We start from the raw sequence: 16,998 nt of genomic DNA on the forward strand, positions 1-16,998 counted from the left end.
GATATGGTCCCGTAGTGGAGCGGTTTAACACGCCTGCCTGTCACGCAGGAGATCGCGGGTTCGATTCCCGTCGGGACCGCTATCGTGCTCATCCAATAGGGTGAGCACTTTTTTTGGTTTTTAAGACAGTTAGGCTTGCCTAACTGATGACTGTTATACGTTGTTATGACAACTACGCAGTGTTCATCATAATTTAGGCAAAATTCCTCTTTTTATCATTATCAGGCATATACTGAAAGTGTATAGAGGAGGTGTTTTTAATGGTTAAAACTATTATCGAATTCATTAAATTGTTACTTTCAATCTTTGTTTCTGGTGGTAAGCACTAGTTTGAATCAACCCCTTATGTGTTGCATATGTGACATGTAAGGGGATTTTTGCGTTCTTTTATAATTTTTAGAAATCGCCCACCTCCATATCCTTATCCTACTCGAACGGAGTCCCCTTATGCGTATCCTGACTAGCTGTTTAACTGTGACTATGGTACAAATGAAATAAGGAGGAGATATTGCGAATGATACTGTTTTCGAGTAGTTTGTTTTTATTTTTATTAGCCCATGTTTTCCAACATCACCCACCTCAAGAAATCAATCATTTCATTGGATTTCGGACAAGAAAATCGATGAAAAATCAAAAAAATTGGGAAATCGCTCAAGTCGCTTTTGCGCGTCAAATGAAGGTGATTTCTGGATATACAACTTTATTTTCAATCATATTATGTATCGCGGATATCGTATTCATTATTGTAGACAACGATACGCTATTCGTAACTTCAATCATTATACAATCAATAGTTCTCGTAGGTATATTGATGAGTGTCTATCTCAATGTCAATAAAAAGCTGGATGCATAAACGAAATACATTGATGTTGTGCCCTATCATACAAACGAAAAATAGTTAAATAGATAGAATTCACTTTATTTTAGTGATACATTATAAGGTATAGGATTATGCCAGTTAGCAACCGATATCATGTACTTATTAAGAAATGGGGTCATTTTTATGGCAAGAAAAGTAGTCGTAGTCGATGATGAAAAACCAATTGCGGATATATTAGAATTTAATTTGAAAAAAGAAGGTTATGAAGTATTTGTCGCATATGATGGCAACGATGCGGTCGACTTAATCTATGAAAAAGAACCTGACATCGTGTTACTCGACATTATGTTGCCTGGCCAAGACGGTATGGAAGTGTGCCGTGAAGTGCGTAAAAAATTCGAAATGCCAATTATTATGTTAACGGCTAAAGATTCAGAGATTGATAAGGTACTCGGTCTTGAGCTTGGCGCAGATGACTATGTGACAAAACCATTTAGTACGCGTGAACTCATTGCACGTGTGAAGGCTAATTTACGCCGTCATTATACGCAACCAAGTCAAGAAAATCATATGCAGACAAACGAAATTACGATTAAAGATATTGTGATTTATCCAGATGCCTATTCTATTAAAAAACGCGGTGAAGACATTGATTTGACGCACCGTGAATTTGAGTTGTTCCATTATTTATCAAAACATATGGGACAAGTGATGACGCGTGAACATTTACTCCAAACGGTATGGGGTTATGATTATTTCGGTGATGTGCGTACTGTAGATGTAACGATTCGCCGTTTACGTGAAAAAATTGAAGATGATCCTTCTCATCCAGACTATATTGTGACGCGTCGTGGTGTTGGATATTTCTTGCAACAACATGATTAGAGGATGGCAAATATGAAGTGGTTAAAACAATTTCAATCCCTTCACACGAAACTTGTTATTGTCTATGTCCTGTTGATTATTATTGGTATGCAAATTATTGGGCTGTACTTTACGAATAGCCTTGAAAAAGAAATGACCGAGACGTTTAAGACAAACATTTCTCAAAATGCAAAACAAATCGAACTCGGTATTGAAAAAATATATGCAGACGGCAGTGATTCTGGTAATACGCAAAAAGATATCCAAAATTTACTCAATGAATATGCCAATCGTAATGAAATGATTGAAATTCGTTTTATTGATAAAGATCAAATTATTATTGCGACATCGAAACAGTCGAATCGTACAATTATTAACCAAAAAGCGAATGACAGCTCAATTCAAAAGGCACTGTCACTTGGGCAAGAAAATTCAGATACGGTGCTGAAAGATTACGGTGAAGGTAAGCAGCGTGTATGGGTTAAAAATATGCCGGTTGTGACAGGCGATGGCATGATTGGTGATATTTACATTGAGTCTAATATTAACCAAGTGTATGACCAGTTAAGCAATATCAATCAAATTTTCATCGTGGGTACAGGTATTTCGCTCATTATTACAGTGATTCTTGGTTTCTTTATTGCGCGTACGATTACGAAGCCGATTACAGACATGCGAAATCAGACAGTTGAGATGTCTAAAGGGAATTATACGCAACGTGTGAAAATTTATGGTAATGACGAAATCGGTGAGTTGGCGCTTGCATTTAACAACTTGTCTAAACGTGTTCAAGAAGCACAGGCGAATACTGAGAGTGAGAAGCGTCGTCTGGATTCAGTGATTACACATATGAGTGACGGGGTTATCGCGACAGATAGACGTGGCCGCGTACGTATTATTAACGATATGGCGCTGAAAATGCTAGGGAAGTCTAAAGAGGAAGTCTCCGGTCACTTTATTTTTGATGTTTTGAATTTACAAGATGAGTTTTCACTTGAAGAATTAAACGAAAATAACGATAGTGTGTTATTAGATATTAATGAAGAAGAAGGTATTATTGCACGTGTAAACTTTAGTACAATTGTGCAAGATACTGGCTTCGTGACGGGTTATATTGCAGTGTTGCATGACGTTACAGAGCAACAACAAATTGAACGAGAACGTCGTGAATTTGTGGCGAATGTTTCGCACGAGTTACGGACACCGTTAACGTCTATGAATAGTTATATCGAGGCGTTGGAAGAGGGCGCATGGCGTGATGAATCGATTGCCCCTCAATTTTTATCCGTGACGCGTGAAGAGACAGAGAGAATGATTCGTTTGGTGAATGACTTGTTACATCTGTCTAAAATGGATAATGAAACGGAAACGATTACGAAAGAGATTGTCGACTTTAATATGTTCATCAACAAAATTATTAATCGACATGAAATGGCTGCGAAAGATACGACGTTTGTGCGTGATATTCCGAGAGAGACGATATTTACTGAAGTGGATCCGGATAAGATGACACAAGTGTTCGACAACGTCATTACGAATGCGATGAAATATTCGCGCGGTGAGAAACGTGTCGAGTTCCACGTGAAACATAATCCCGTCCACAGTCGTTTGACGATTCGTATTAAAGATAATGGGATTGGGATTCCGATTAATAAAGTAGATAAGATTTTCGACCGCTTTTTCCGTGTTGATAAAGCACGTACGAGAAAGATGGGGGGAACAGGACTTGGTCTTGCAATCTCTAAAGAAATTGTCGAAGCGCATAACGGTCGTATTTGGGCCAATAGTGTAGAAGGACAAGGCACATCCATTTTCATCACATTACCTTGTGAGAAAATTGAGGAAGGTGATTGGGATGCGAACTAGAGAATTGATTAAGTCAATTGTGTTAGCCATCCTTGTCCTATCGAGTATTGTGTTGACGGTGATGATTTGGAATTTTTCGCCGGACTTAACTGATGCGGACAATGTGCATACGAAAGATGCGACAGAGGCAATTGGGACGCGGTACGATAAAGCGTTTAGCCAAGTGGTGACGCCTCTGCAGCTCGTGCATATCGAAAAAGATGATATTAAAGGGATGCCTGCGAACAAAGATGTGAATGCGCTGATGACCGTTTTTCAAAAACACCGCATTATTGAAGTAGAGGATATTCAAAATGACGATGTCGTGTTATTGCGTGATTTGAGCGAGCATTTCGTCGTATTAGACTACCCGTCAGACATCCCGCTGTCGATGTACTTGAATGAAGTTATTGAAATACCAGCGAAAGTACCTACAAACTTTAAGTTTAACCGACTGATTTTAGATGTCGATGATTCACAACATGTGGTGATCTATGCCATGCAGGCGAATCATCAACGTGCGATTAAGTTAGAAACGAATTTGAATACGAAATATGTGCAACAGCGTATTCAGAAGATGAAAGCGGACTTGGAACCGTACTCAGATGTCGTGACAAACCGTAGTACAATCAATAAAGCAACATACATGTATGCGTTGAAAGCGCCGAAAAACTTAAAAGCGTATCGAACTATTTTTAATCGTATTAATGTAGAAGATTTGAACGCGATTTTGTTCGATAATACGCCGATTGTGCGTACAACCAATAGTGGGAACACGACGTACAATAACAATACTGGCGTCGTGAACTACAATGCGAACCGTGAAACGTACGATTATACTAATTTATCAGAAGATGAGCGAAGTACACGTAATATGAACGTCAACTTGCCACGTGCGTTTGATTTTATTAATAAACATGGTGGCTTTACGGATGATTTTCGCTTATTCAGTGCGGACAGTGATCAAGGTCAAATTATTTATCAAATGTTTCTCAATGGACGCCCTATCTTTTATCCGAACCAGTTAAACGAAATTCGTGTATTGTGGGGCGAACGTGGCTTATATGAATACAGTCGAGGATTATTAAAAACGAATGTGACGATTGATAACGGTGAAAAGCCTGAATCGTTGCCTGATTTGGAAGATGTCCGCTCTGTATTGGCCAGTAAAGGTGATGTTGATTTTACGAAAGTCCAACAAATGGTCATCGGTTATCGCATGAGTCCGATTAAAGGGCCAGGAAATAGTATTGAAATTCAAGAAGGCAGTCAGTTTATACCGACTTGGTACATTCAATATGATCATGAGTGGTACGAATATAAAGACGGGGAGTTGATTGAGACATGAACTGGAAACGTGCAAAATCATTGTTCATCGTCGTGTTTCTCCTCGTTAACATTTGTTTAATCTTTGTGTATAATGATAAAATTAGTAAATCGAAAATTAGTGATGCAGAACAGGAAAATTCGGTTAATTTTGAACAAGAAAATATCAAATTGCCGAAAAATATGCCGGATGTGAGCCGTGTGAAAATGCAGCTCATTACAGCACGTTCGAAAGACTTTAAAGATGAAGCGGAAAAAAGCGATAAAGCAGAAGCACGAAATAATGGGCATACATTGAACAAGGAAATGAGTGAAAGTGTCAATGTGAAACTCGACCCTATTTCGCATTTGAAACCGTACATCGATCAAAATATCTATAAAGGCGACGAGTATCAATATCATGATACGAGTGATGGCAAAATTAAATACGAACAGACGTATAAAGGCTTCCCGATTATGAATAACAATCGTGCAGAACTGACCTTTGATGTGAAAGACGACACAGTCAAATCGTATGAGCAGTCTGCAATGGAAGACATCCTTCCGTCTAAAGGGGCGAATAATGAACCGCGACAAGTCATTAGTGCCCATAAAGCCATCGAAGCACTTTATTACAATCAGTACTTAAAGCGTGACCAAGAAGTCGAAAACATCCGACTCGGTTATTATACAGTGGTGAAAGAGACGAATATTCAAGTCTTGCAAGCCAACTGGGAAATCAAAGTGAAAGATCAAAGTGGAACACATACGTATTATGTAGAGGCAATTTCGTCCAATCCACAAATTATTGAACAATAGAAAGGGTGGTCTCTTGATACGAATGAGTGTACTCGCAAGCGGTAGTACCGGCAATGCGACATATGTAGAAAGTGATAAAGGTAGTTTGTTAGTCGATGTAGGACTCACAGGTAAAAAGATGGAGGCACTTTTCGATCAAATCGACCGGAAAATTTCAGATCTCAGCGGTATTCTTGTGACACACGAACATAGTGACCACATTAAAGGATTAGGTGTCCTTGCGAGGAAATACGGTTTACCTGTTTATGCGAATGAAAAAACATGGACACGCATTGATAAAAAGGACTCTAAAATCCCGTTAGATCAAAAGTTTGTATTTAATCCATATGAAACGAAATCTATTGCAGGTTTCGACGTTGAATCATTTAACGTGTCTCATGATGCCATCGACCCGCAGTTTTACATTTTTCATAATGACTACAAAAAGCTGACGATGATTACCGATACGGGCTATGTGTCTGACCGTATGAAAGGGATGATTCGTGGCAGTGATGCATTTGTGTTTGAAAGCAATCACGACGTCGATATGTTACGTATGTGTCGCTATCCTTGGAAGACGAAACAACGTATTTTAAGTGATATGGGGCACGTGTCGAATGAAGATGCAGCTCATGCGATGACAGACGTCATTACAGGACAAACGAAGCGCATTTACTTGTCTCACTTATCCCAAGACAACAATATGAAAGACTTGGCCCGTATGAGTGTCGGTCAAATCTTGCAGGCGCATGATATCGATACAGTGAATGAAGTGAAGCTATGTGATACAGATAAAGCCATCCCTACACCGATTTATACATTGTAGGTTGAGAACATCATAATATACTTTTTTGATAGCTATCTCGGGCTCGCGTTCCTAGGGACTTGCCTCAACTAAATTTGGCTTGATTGAAGGTGCACAACTGAATGAAGCCAAATTGGATTTTCGGCTGCGTTTGATCCCTTAGGAGTCTCGCCCAGATTGGCATTCAAAAAAGGATGATGAAATTCCAACAAAATCATCATTTCTGTAATCTGTAAATGACAAGTTTCAGCAAAATATAAATAGACTAAGAGGTTTGGACAGTTAGATGTCTGACCTCTTTTTTTGTGCATATCAAAGATAGATGTGTATAAAAGACAGGGATTTATGGAGTTATCCCCACAAATGTGCACAAATTGAGCGAGTTATAAACAATCCACATGTTAATAACCTAGTTACTAACAAAGTTATCCACATATCAACAGATTTATTCACAAATGCATTGCTCTATTTTTAAATTTTTGTGTGAAAACTTGATACAAAAACGGTATAATAGAGATAAATATGTGGGTAACTGAATAACTTGTGGATAACTTTTGGTTTATACACATAGGAGGGCAAAATGAAAATCACAATCTTGGCAGTAGGAAAATTAAAAGAAAAATATTGGAAACTCGCCATTGCAGAATACACCAAACGGCTTGGCGCATACACCAAAATAGAAGTGGTCGAAGTTCCAGATGAAAAAGCACCCGAAACAATGAGTGCAAAAGAAATTGAACAAGTGAAAGAAAAAGAGGGACAGCGCATCTTAAGTAAAATCAAACCGCAGAGTACCGTCATCACATTAGAAATCGCTGGTAACATGTTAAGTTCTGAAGATTTGGCACAAACACTCGATCAGCGGATGACGCAGGGCGCAAGTGACTTCACATTTGTCATAGGCGGCTCACATGGGCTACATGAGGCTGTATTACGACGCAGTGATTTTGCATTGTCGTTTAGTAAAATGACTTTTCCTCACCAAATGATGCGCGTCATCCTGTTGGAGCAGGTGTATAGAGCATTTAAGATCATGCGAGGAGAAGCGTACCATAAATAAAACTAAAAAATAGGTTGCGTAGTACATATTATGAAATAATTCATTAGATAAAGGAGAAATTGTTAATGACCATGTTTCGTGAGGCATTAATATGGCTAGTACTCCTAGTATTTAATTTAATAAACACGTTCTTAGTGATTATAGGGAAAACACAATTATTTAAAGTTCCACTATGGAGTACTTGGCTATTATGGGGAATTATTACGATCATTATACTAGGTATTTTATTCTTTAGAAAATATCTACAAAAAACGTATTCTCTAACTAATATAAATTCCGATAAAAAGTTTAAAGACGGTGAGTTCTTTGTACAAATCCCTTTATACATCATTGAGAATCAAAGCAATGTTATATACGGTAACGAGACAATAACGTATAAACCTGTTTTTGTTAATATATTTCATAAATTATTGAGTCTCTTTGGTGTTCAAACAAAATATAGTGTATATATGAATTCTAGTGAGAACAATGTAAAAGTAATTCGTAAACATGTGGTAGCGAATAAACATCAATATACGATGTATTTGAATGATGAAGAAGTAGGCATACTTGAGATGAAACAGTTCTTCAAAAGTGGGGGAAAGCAACAAATTCCTTATACGTTTAATTACAAATCTGAGTTATTTGATGTAAGCAATCCGTTTTTTAGTAATGAAACCAAAATTACATTTGAGAATGAAGTATTATTAACCGCAAAGCGTAGTTTTTTAGATATTTCAAAAAGTAAACTGACTAAAAAACGTGGGGAAAAACACAATATACACATTCACAGTACTAGAGTAGAGAAAGAAATATTAATAGCCATTTACTTACAATGCATGATAAACAAGCAAACACAATAAATGAAGTATAGGTGTAGTATAAATGAATCAAAATAATAATTGATTTAACCATTAACGAATAAAGATTTTAGTACAAATATACCCTATTATCATAACTGCTAAAAAAGATAGTGAAGGCAACAAAACAAACCATATTGACATACATCTCTCTCCTTACTCACCATGTTTTTTATTTAAAATCTAAACATATGATTAAAAGTGCTAGATGATTTTAAATACAGTTTAACAAAAATAATTTAAAATGAAATAACTCACAATTGATATATTAAAATTTGTATAAAAGGTTTAAAGATAAAGTAAGTTATATATCACTCACTTGGAAATGAATTGACTAAGAATGTTATAATGCAAATGAGTAGAGGAGAGTGTTTATGAAAAAGATAATATTATTAGCTAGTCTATTGGGTTTGTCTTTTATGTTAGTAGCTTGTGGAACATCGGGAGAACAGAAAGAACCTTCTAAAGATAGTCAAAAGTCAGAGAAATATACATATGAGTATTATGAAGTGCTAAATAATGGTTCAGAAGATACACCCAATGTGGAAATAAAATATAAAGATAAAAATGGTAAATCACATTTACAAAAGACGGATTTAGAACACGTTTATGAACATATTTTAAATGATGGAAATAAAAAGCCTTATATAATTAAAGATGGCAAAAAGATTCATGTCTATCGTCCACCATATATGATTTATGGCGATGACGATATTGAAGGACAAGTTACTGCTAAAGATGAAGTGTCTAAAGAGTAAGAGGTGAGTTGGTGAAGCATAAAGTATTAAAAATGATAAGTATAATGATAATCTTTAATGTGACCTCGCTTTGTATATTGTCTACAAACTTAGAAGCTGTAACCTCAAGCACTAGTAGCTCAAGTTCGAGTAGTAGTTCGTCATCTTCTGCGGTTAGAAGTTCAACGTCTTCAAGTTCGTCAATGAGTCGTTCAAGTACGATGAATGCTTCACGAGTTGCAAAACAATCAAGTCAGCGTGCAGCTCAACAAGCTAGTCGAACAAACAGTATTACATATAATAATAAGGCATCAAAATTTAAACAAGACACTGGTAAAATTCAATCTCAACAAGCACGATCAATGGTTTCTACAAGACATCGATATAGACCAGGGGCCTCATATGCGTCACAATTTATGGCTACTTCATATTATAATAATTGGTTATATTTTTATTTTATTACATCCGGTATGTATAAAAATAAAACCAATCATGTTGAATACCAAAAAAACATGTTGAAACAACAAATGAAAGCGCATGAGAAATTATATACCATTACCGTTCAAACTAATAAAGGCAAACGTTTAGTTGTTGTCCCGAAAAAGCAATACGATGAAATTAAAAATGGTGAGAAAGTGAAAATTAAAAATAGTGCATTACAATAACTCACATTGAGTAGTCCAACGTTCTTAATAGAAGGGAGTTTTAGTAAAGTTTGTTCATCATTTTAAAACTCTGTAATAGTCTAAAATGACATATTAAAAAAAGGGTTCTGTTGCAAAGTAAAAAAATATAGCTAACCACTAATTTATCATGTCAATGTTTGCTTAACTTGCTAGCATGATGCTAATTTCGTGGCATGGCGAAAATCCGTAGATCTGAAGAGATCTGCGGTTCTTTTTATATAGAGCGTAAATACATTCAATACCTTTTAAAGTATTCTTTTCTGTATTGATACTTTGATACCTTGTCTTTCTTACTTTAATATGACGGTGATCTTGCTCAATGAGGTTATTCAGATATTTCGATGTACAATGACAGTCAGGTTTAAGTTTAAAAGCTTTAATTACTTTAGCCATTGCTACCTTCGTTGAAGGTGCCTGATCTGTAATTACCTTTTGAGGTTTACCAAATTGTTTAATGAGACGTTTGATAAACGCATATGCTGAATGATTATCTCGTTGCTTACGCAACCAAATATCTAATGTATGTCCCTCTGCATCAATGGCACGATATAAATAGCTCCATTTTCCTTTTATTTTGATGTACGTCTCATCAATACGCCATTTGTAATTAGCTTTTTTATGCTTTTTCTTCCAAATTTGATATAAAATTGGGGCATATTCTTGAACCCAACGGTAGACCGTTGAATGATGAACGTTTACACCAAGTTCCCTTAATATTTCAGATATATCACGATAACTCAATGCATATCTTAGATAGTAGCCAACGGCTACAGTGATAACATCCTTGTTAAATTGTTTATATCTGAAATAGTTCATACAGAAGACTCCTTTTGGTTAAGATTATACTATAAATTCAACTTTGCAACAGAACCTCTTAATCTTATTGGATACAATAACTAACTTAAACACATTATCTACAAGTAAAAACTTGTAAAAAGAACATGTGTTCTTAATTAGTGTATAATTAGTTTAAATTGATTATGGGGTGATGTAATGAATGAGAGTAATCAAATTATATTCGATCATATAACAAAGGCTATTGAAAATATGAAAAATAAAGGCTGGGAAACAAGGTATGGGCAAGAAACTTTAATGTATGATGTATTTGATGCTTATGATTCAAGAGAAAATTTAATAGTAGAAGCGCAAGTAGGTATAGGAAAATCATTTGGATATTTAATTCCTGGTATATTGATTTCAAAAAGTACTAAAAAACCTTTAATTGTAACGACTTCCTCAATTCAATTAACTGAGCAACTAGTCAATGATATACAGCAAGTTGAAGAAATTTTACATATATCTGTTGATTGTATAGTAGGTAAAGGTGTAACTAACTATCCTTGTTTTAAAGAAATTCATCGTAAAAATTTAAGTAAATTAAATTTAATGGAGGCTTTAGATATAGCAAATAATGGTTTAACAAAACAAACTGTACGTGAGACTAATTTAAAATGGAATCAAATATCTACCAATAATTGTATTATGAGTAAATGTCACTATAAAAATGAATGCGCTTATTTTAAAATGAGAAATAAGTTAAAAGAGGGAAATAGATATATTAGACTCAATGAATATAAGCCGAAAGTCATAATCGTTAATCAAGATATGTTAATGATGAATTTTAAAAAGTTAACCTTTGGAAAAGAGAGTTTAATCTATGATGATCCTTGTATGCTAATCGTAGATGAAGTTCACAACTTAGAAGAGAAACAACGTGCTAACATGACTAAAACTATTAACTCTAAAACTGTGATAAATAAAATAAAAGAAGGCGCAAACCGAGTTGGTAGTAGATCTCGGTATTTAAAAAATATAAAAATGATTGAAGATTGGTTTAATCTTCAAAAGGATAGTGCCAAAAGTGAGATATACAAAAATGGTAATTGTTTATCTACTGGACGAGTTGATATAAAACCTGTTAGTCATCATCAAATGGCCAAATTAATTAGTATGACAAAGGAAATAGTTGAAGAATTCGATGTTAATAATATTGTTGTATTTAAACAATCTTCGTTAGTTAGTAATGAACAATTAGAAATAGCTAATAATCTGTTAACATTATTTAAAAATCTTCAAAATAACAGCGACAAATATATATTTTGGACTGAAATAACTAAGCAAGACCAAATTGATATTTCATTTTGTCCCAATAATATTGCTGAAACACTTAGAAAAACAGTTTTTAGTACAAGTTACCCAGTTGTATGTCTTTCTGCAACAATTACTAATAAAACTAATAATGAAAATAGCTATGAGTACATTAAAGAAATAATTGGTTTTAAAGGCTATGAGGAAGATATTAAGTATAATGATTTTCCGTACAAGGAAAGCAGGCTCTACATACCTCCAAACTTACCAAAATTTGATAAACGTGATGTTAAATATTATGAAGAAATAGGTAAACATATTTTTGAATTGGCAAGCCAAAATAAGGGAGGCACTTTGATATTGTTTACTGCTAAAGATGACATTGACGGTGTATATAATGATTTATCAAAAAGGAAATTTAATAAAACTATCTATGTAGATGATGGTAGTAAAAGTCAAAATGAAATTATTGAATCATTTAAAAAAACTAAAGGTGTAATATTGGGTACGGGAGTATTTTGGGAAGGAATAGACTTAAAAAATGAATTATTAACATTATTAGTTATTGTCAGATTACCTTTTCCTACGATTGATCCAATTACAAAATATAAGATTACTAAATTAAATGATAGTAATGAAGCAGTTATAGTTCCTGAAATGATAATTAAACTGAAACAAGGTGTAGGAAGATTAGTAAGAACAAAGCAGGATAAAGGTTTATTAGTGTTATTAGATTCAAGAATGAATAAACCCATTTATAAGCATAAAGAAGCAGTATTAGATGCATTACCAATTAAAAATATGATTCATAAAGATGAAGTCAAAGATTTCCTTAATAACATTTAAAGTAAGTAGTAATAGTTATCCAATATTTTCTAGTTGATTCTCTTATAATATGTCCAATTAAGTGTAGACGATTCAAGATGATATTGAGGGAAGGATGAGAATGTGTCTTTTAGGTAGCTCATTTGATGATAACCTTAAACATAATATTTACTTTCATCCTGCTGAAAAAAGAGGTTACAGTTTCAAGCCGATAGAATACATTGGGCTATATAAAGACAAAGCAATAAAAGCTATCGGAAAAGTAGACAAAGTAATAGTGACGGAAATAAATGAGAGCTCATTATCCTTGAAGACAGTTTATCCTGTAGGTACTGAGTTATCGATTGATGAGTATGAAATAGTTAAAAATAAAATAATGGTGCTTGGGAAAGAAAAGTGGACTAATCTATTGAACGAACCCCATTATTATTACTTAATTGAAGATTTTATAGAGACAGACTACAAGAAAACATCTAAAGGTGGATCGATGGGAGTTAAGTATTTTAATGTGAATGAAATTTTGAATAGGGATTGCTTAACCACCGAACAAATCGCTAAAGAATTATGTAATAAAGATTGGGAATGATAAATAGTGAATGAAGCTATAATGCAATAATGTATGTATAACATAATCAAGTAATGAAATTAATGATAAGGGAGTATGGAGTAAAGAATTGAATTAGTTTGCATGGTCTATGTATCTTAAAGGTGTTGAAGGAGATACACCGAAGTATGCAGTACCAATTCTTGAAACAGACTTTAGTGATTTACCATCTACACATACGACAGTCGGATCACTTGATCGGTTTCGAGATAAGACAATGAGCATTAACAGAAGCGGGAGTAACTGTTGAATTCCATTTATATCCAGTTAGATACTAGAGTTTGAAGTGATAAATCTTGATTCGGATGCTGAAATAAGTAAAAGAGCAGTTACTGAATATAATATAAGTATAAATATGCCACTAGATATTTTAAGGGGTATTTATTCACTTTTATAAAATCATCTGCTAAGATAGTGTGGAAGATTTTTATAGGAGCTGATTATAATGCGACATATAAATATGTCATACATCATACGCTATAGTACTCTAACTCAAAGATAAGAAGTACTTAGTTATGAATAGCATTCATTTCACAAAGTACTTCAACAAAAATGGAGGAATATGAAATGAATAAAATAGAAGTGTATAAGTTTGTTAAAGTAAAGCAGTTAGTATATCAATTGATTAAGTTATATCGTACAAACGATATGAATTCCCATAAAACACAAAAAGATTTTTTACTAAATGAAATTAATGATATCTTTAAAGAAAAAGATATTGATATCTCGGACTTTATTACATCGATTGACGATGTAAAATTAACTAAGAAAAAAGCAGAACATCTTTTAAATGAATTAAAAGTGTACATCCAAGATTTTGAAATACCTTCATCAAGTCAACTGGAGAAAATTTTTCGTAAAGTAAAAAAATTAAAGAGACCAGATATAAATTTAATTGATACAAAAGAAATTTCATATTTAGGATGGAATGATAATTCTTCTAACCGAAAATATATCGTTTATAAAAATTTAGATGATAAATTCGAAGGTATATATGGCGAAATTTCACCAAATAAAGTAAAAGGATTCTGTAAAATTTGTAATCAGGAATCCGATACATCACTCTTTCTCAATAAAACTAAACATAATAAGAGTAGTGGAACATATACTAAAAAAGGAGATTACATTTGTTATGACAGTTTTAAATGTAATCAGAACCTAGATGATATAAATAATCTTTACGAATTTATTGTTAAAATAAAATAGATCCAAACAGCCCTGATCTTTAGAACTAATGATCAGGGTTGTTATATTTTGTACCTCACTCTTAATCGATACGCTGAAGCGTATCATAAATAAAGCTAAAAAATAGGTTGTAAAAAATATAATATGAGGTGAATTAATGGAAAATAATATATGGACAGCATTGATAACTGGAGTAGTTTTATATGGCTCTAAAGAATGGATAAGGTTATACGTTGATACCAGAATTGCTAATACAAAGTTAAATTTAGAAACACTTTATCCAATTTATACAGAATGTTTTATTTCAGTTAAGAAAATGATAGGAGCGTACAGAACTCCATTTACACAAGAAGGAACTTTTGAAAGAGTTAATCAAGATTTATTAAAAGATTTAAATCAAGAATATCAAGATCTTTATTTGCAAAATATAAATTATAGAAAACTTTTAAGTCTAAAACAACATGTCAGACTGATGGAAGAGTTAAAACATGATTTTAATAATATTTTTAGCACTAACCAGGTATTTTTTGATTATGATTTTGTAGCCAAAACTATAGAATGTGTCCATGAATATGAAAGCGATTTAAGTTATTTGAATAATATGGTTGATTTTTGTGTGGATAATGAAGAAAACTTAAATTTTGAAAATATTTTCACTCATGAATATAAAAGAAAATTGCTATATTATGAACGATATTTAGATTCATTTGAAGATCAATTTAGAAAACGATTTAAACTTGGTAGAGAAAGTAAAATAAGTATTATTAAAAGAAAGTGGAAACGCTTTTTAAATAAAATAAAAGGCAGATATTGAAAAACACTATAACTTCTTTGAGAAAAGTATGTGAAGGTGAAACCAAAGCTTAGCGTCCAGACAAATATATATAATATTAAATATACAAGTTAAGTAGCCTTAAATTATTAATATTCTGGTGTGTAAATTAGATTATAAATAGTAATATTGCACAAAAGGAGGTTTGCTATAATGACAAATATAATCCATCCGTTACAACATATTGAATCTGCTAACATGAATGATTTGCATGATCAGATCCCATTTAATTACTCTATATTAGAAAACTTATCCTTTGATTTTGAGAAAACTGATTCATTTTTTGATTTAACAAAAAGTCACGAAATCGAGTATTGGCAAAATATGTTATTTAATCGCATGAACCTTCTAATTCGAAATTATACATACATGTTATTCTACTATAATCAACGTATACCTGATGAAATTTGGTATAAGTCACCTGGTTCAAAAGGACAATCAGTTGAATTTTTTCCTAATTTTAAAGACGAAGACTTTACTAAACAATTTAATTTTAATTACTTTTCTGAATATTTCTTTTTTCAAGGGTTTAGCATATTTGAGTTACTGGGACATATTATAGTAAATATTTATGATATACAATTAAAAAGTCATGAAATTAGTTTTAATAAAGCAATAAATAAACTTAAAGATAAAGATTCATTAAAATTTTATGCACTAGATAAAATCCGTAATTCCCATGAGTTTGAAAATGCAGCTAAACATAGACACGACATTACCCATAATCAACATCCACAGTATATATCTTCAGGTATAACTAACTATGACAACGGTATGGTTACTGCGGGTATTGGTGATTTCACTACATCTCAAAAAGTTAAGGAAATAATGGATGGTATGCTAAAGTGTTTAGAACAGTCGATAGAAATTTTAAATGGAAAGTAAATATTAATTTTTCTTGTTTAAAGATAAATAATATTAGTAAGGCGTTTAATATAAACAAAGTAAAAGGAAAGTTGAGATTATGACGAAAAATACTTTTAGAGAAAGAATTCAAAAAACATATACAAAAAAAGATCTTGAGAAAGCTTTAGGTCTTAAAAATAAAGCTCAATTACAGAAAAGAATTGATAAATTAGTTGATATTTATAAGGTTGATATGAAGAAATTCCAAAAAAATTCTGGCGAGAGCGAAAGAGCTGCATATAGTTTCAACGGTGTTGCTTTTGATATATTATGTGTCTTATTAAATAATATGACAGATGATAATATACCGAAAGCAATTACGAATGAAGATGTAAGGTTGAGAAAAGATGCGATAGGGCATATTGATATTACCCAATATGCGAATTTTATTAAAAATGTTAAGAATGACATAGATAAAATTGAATTTAAACCATTAAAGTTACATATACATGCACAAAAAGCATACCAAGATGTAAAAAAGGTGTTTGATTCAGGGAGTAAAATAAACGATAAGTTACAATTAGCTTCTGAAGTAATGAGTCAATTACCTATAGATAAACAAGTGGAATTAAGTGACAAAATTGCACTTGCTATACACGAAACTATTTATTCATCATTTTCAGAAAGCAAATATAATGAACGAATTAATGAACATCATCAAACGAGTGAAAGGTCAAGTCAGCATGATTTTCGATATAATTATTTTGTAAATCAATTAACAGATAATGTAATAACTGAAGGTATAGATGAAGAGAGAGCATTTATTTATGATAGAGATGAACAATTAGATTGGTTATTA

General features: G+C 33.0%; 18 protein-coding genes and 1 tRNA gene. 18 read left to right on the plus strand and 1 reads right to left on the minus strand.

All coding sequences use genetic code 11. The annotated features are described in order from the left end of the window. Positions 1-5: 5 nt before the first annotated feature. The 11 genes from CCE82_RS07840 (at position 6) to CCE82_RS07890 (ending at position 9,738) form a co-directional block, all read left to right on the plus strand. Positions 6-79, plus strand: a tRNA-Asp gene (locus CCE82_RS07840). 435 nt (positions 80-514) lie between these two features. After that, a complete protein-coding gene (locus CCE82_RS07845) occupies positions 515-853 on the plus strand; it encodes an SdpI family protein (protein ID WP_086428854.1) in 339 nt (112 codons plus the stop codon). Between the two features lie 150 nt (positions 854-1,003). Then, positions 1,004-1,705 (plus strand): response regulator YycF, encoded by a 702-nt coding sequence (yycF, locus tag CCE82_RS07850; protein ID WP_014612681.1) that lies wholly within the window; start codon positions 1,004-1,006, stop codon positions 1,703-1,705. A 12-nt stretch (positions 1,706-1,717) separates the two neighbouring features. Then, positions 1,718-3,550: a cell wall metabolism sensor histidine kinase WalK gene (gene walK, locus CCE82_RS07855; RefSeq protein ID WP_086428855.1), complete on the plus strand. Its 1,833-nt coding sequence runs from the start codon at positions 1,718-1,720 to the stop codon at positions 3,548-3,550. Further along, on the plus strand, positions 3,540-4,877 hold the full coding sequence (locus CCE82_RS07860) for a YycH family regulatory protein (RefSeq protein ID WP_086428856.1): 1,338 nt from the start codon (positions 3,540-3,542) through the stop codon (positions 4,875-4,877). Before walK ends, CCE82_RS07860 begins: the two co-directional genes overlap by 11 nt. Then, positions 4,874-5,653, plus strand: coding sequence for a two-component system regulatory protein YycI (locus CCE82_RS07865; protein ID WP_086428857.1), 780 nt, complete (start codon positions 4,874-4,876; stop codon positions 5,651-5,653). Before CCE82_RS07860 ends, CCE82_RS07865 begins: the two co-directional genes overlap by 4 nt. Positions 5,654-5,675: 22 nt before the next feature. Beyond that, a complete protein-coding gene (locus CCE82_RS07870; RefSeq protein ID WP_086428858.1) occupies positions 5,676-6,458 on the plus strand; it encodes an MBL fold metallo-hydrolase in 783 nt (260 codons plus the stop codon). Positions 6,459-7,017: 559 nt separating this feature from the next. Next, positions 7,018-7,497, plus strand: coding sequence for a 23S rRNA (pseudouridine(1915)-N(3))-methyltransferase RlmH (gene rlmH / locus CCE82_RS07875; RefSeq protein ID WP_086428859.1), 480 nt, complete (start codon positions 7,018-7,020; stop codon positions 7,495-7,497). Positions 7,498-7,562: 65 nt separating this feature from the next. Continuing rightward, a complete protein-coding gene (locus tag CCE82_RS07880) occupies positions 7,563-8,339 on the plus strand; it encodes a hypothetical protein (RefSeq protein ID WP_031864347.1) in 777 nt (258 codons plus the stop codon). A gap of 371 nt (positions 8,340-8,710) precedes the next feature. Further along, positions 8,711-9,094, plus strand: a complete 384-nt coding sequence (locus CCE82_RS07885; RefSeq protein WP_031864346.1) for a hypothetical protein — start codon at positions 8,711-8,713, stop codon at positions 9,092-9,094. Between the two features lie 11 nt (positions 9,095-9,105). Then, entirely contained in the window at positions 9,106-9,738 is a 633-nt protein-coding gene (locus tag CCE82_RS07890) for a hypothetical protein (RefSeq protein ID WP_031864345.1), read from the plus strand. Between the two features lie 162 nt (positions 9,739-9,900). Here the strand turns inward: CCE82_RS07890 and CCE82_RS07895 are convergent, their stop codons facing one another. After that, positions 9,901-10,575 carry an IS6-like element IS257 family transposase gene (locus tag CCE82_RS07895; protein ID WP_086428860.1) on the minus strand — a complete coding sequence of 225 codons (675 nt, stop codon included), beginning with the start codon at positions 10,573-10,575 and terminating at the stop codon, positions 9,901-9,903. Positions 10,576-10,752: 177 nt separating this feature from the next. On the opposite strand from CCE82_RS07895, the gene CCE82_RS07900 reads away from it, so the two are divergent. The 7 genes from CCE82_RS07900 to CCE82_RS07925 form a co-directional block, all read left to right on the plus strand. Next, positions 10,753-12,693, plus strand: a complete 1,941-nt coding sequence (locus CCE82_RS07900) for an ATP-dependent DNA helicase (protein WP_031864390.1) — start codon at positions 10,753-10,755, stop codon at positions 12,691-12,693. 100 nt (positions 12,694-12,793) lie between these two features. Further along, positions 12,794-13,258 carry a hypothetical protein gene (locus CCE82_RS07905; RefSeq protein WP_223289624.1) on the plus strand — a complete coding sequence of 155 codons (465 nt, stop codon included), beginning with the start codon at positions 12,794-12,796 and terminating at the stop codon, positions 13,256-13,258. 109 nt (positions 13,259-13,367) lie between these two features. Further along, positions 13,368-13,526, plus strand: coding sequence for a hypothetical protein (locus CCE82_RS12965; RefSeq protein WP_023604766.1), 159 nt, complete (start codon positions 13,368-13,370; stop codon positions 13,524-13,526). 317 nt (positions 13,527-13,843) lie between these two features. Further along, positions 13,844-14,482 carry a fusidic acid resistance EF-G-binding protein FusC gene (locus CCE82_RS07910; RefSeq protein ID WP_001033157.1) on the plus strand — a complete coding sequence of 213 codons (639 nt, stop codon included), beginning with the start codon at positions 13,844-13,846 and terminating at the stop codon, positions 14,480-14,482. Positions 14,483-14,618: 136 nt separating this feature from the next. Further along, entirely contained in the window at positions 14,619-15,275 is a 657-nt protein-coding gene (locus CCE82_RS07915; protein WP_086428861.1) for a hypothetical protein, read from the plus strand. Positions 15,276-15,446: 171 nt separating this feature from the next. Continuing rightward, entirely contained in the window at positions 15,447-16,178 is a 732-nt protein-coding gene (locus tag CCE82_RS07920) for a Cthe_2314 family HEPN domain-containing protein (protein ID WP_086428862.1), read from the plus strand. A gap of 79 nt (positions 16,179-16,257) precedes the next feature. Beyond that, positions 16,258-16,998, plus strand: a 741-nt coding sequence (locus CCE82_RS07925) for a DUF6038 family protein (protein ID WP_159454526.1), incomplete at its 3' end; no start/stop codon positions are given.

Source organism: Staphylococcus cornubiensis (genome assembly GCF_900183575.1).
Lineage (GTDB): Bacteria > Bacillota > Bacilli > Staphylococcales > Staphylococcaceae > Staphylococcus > Staphylococcus cornubiensis.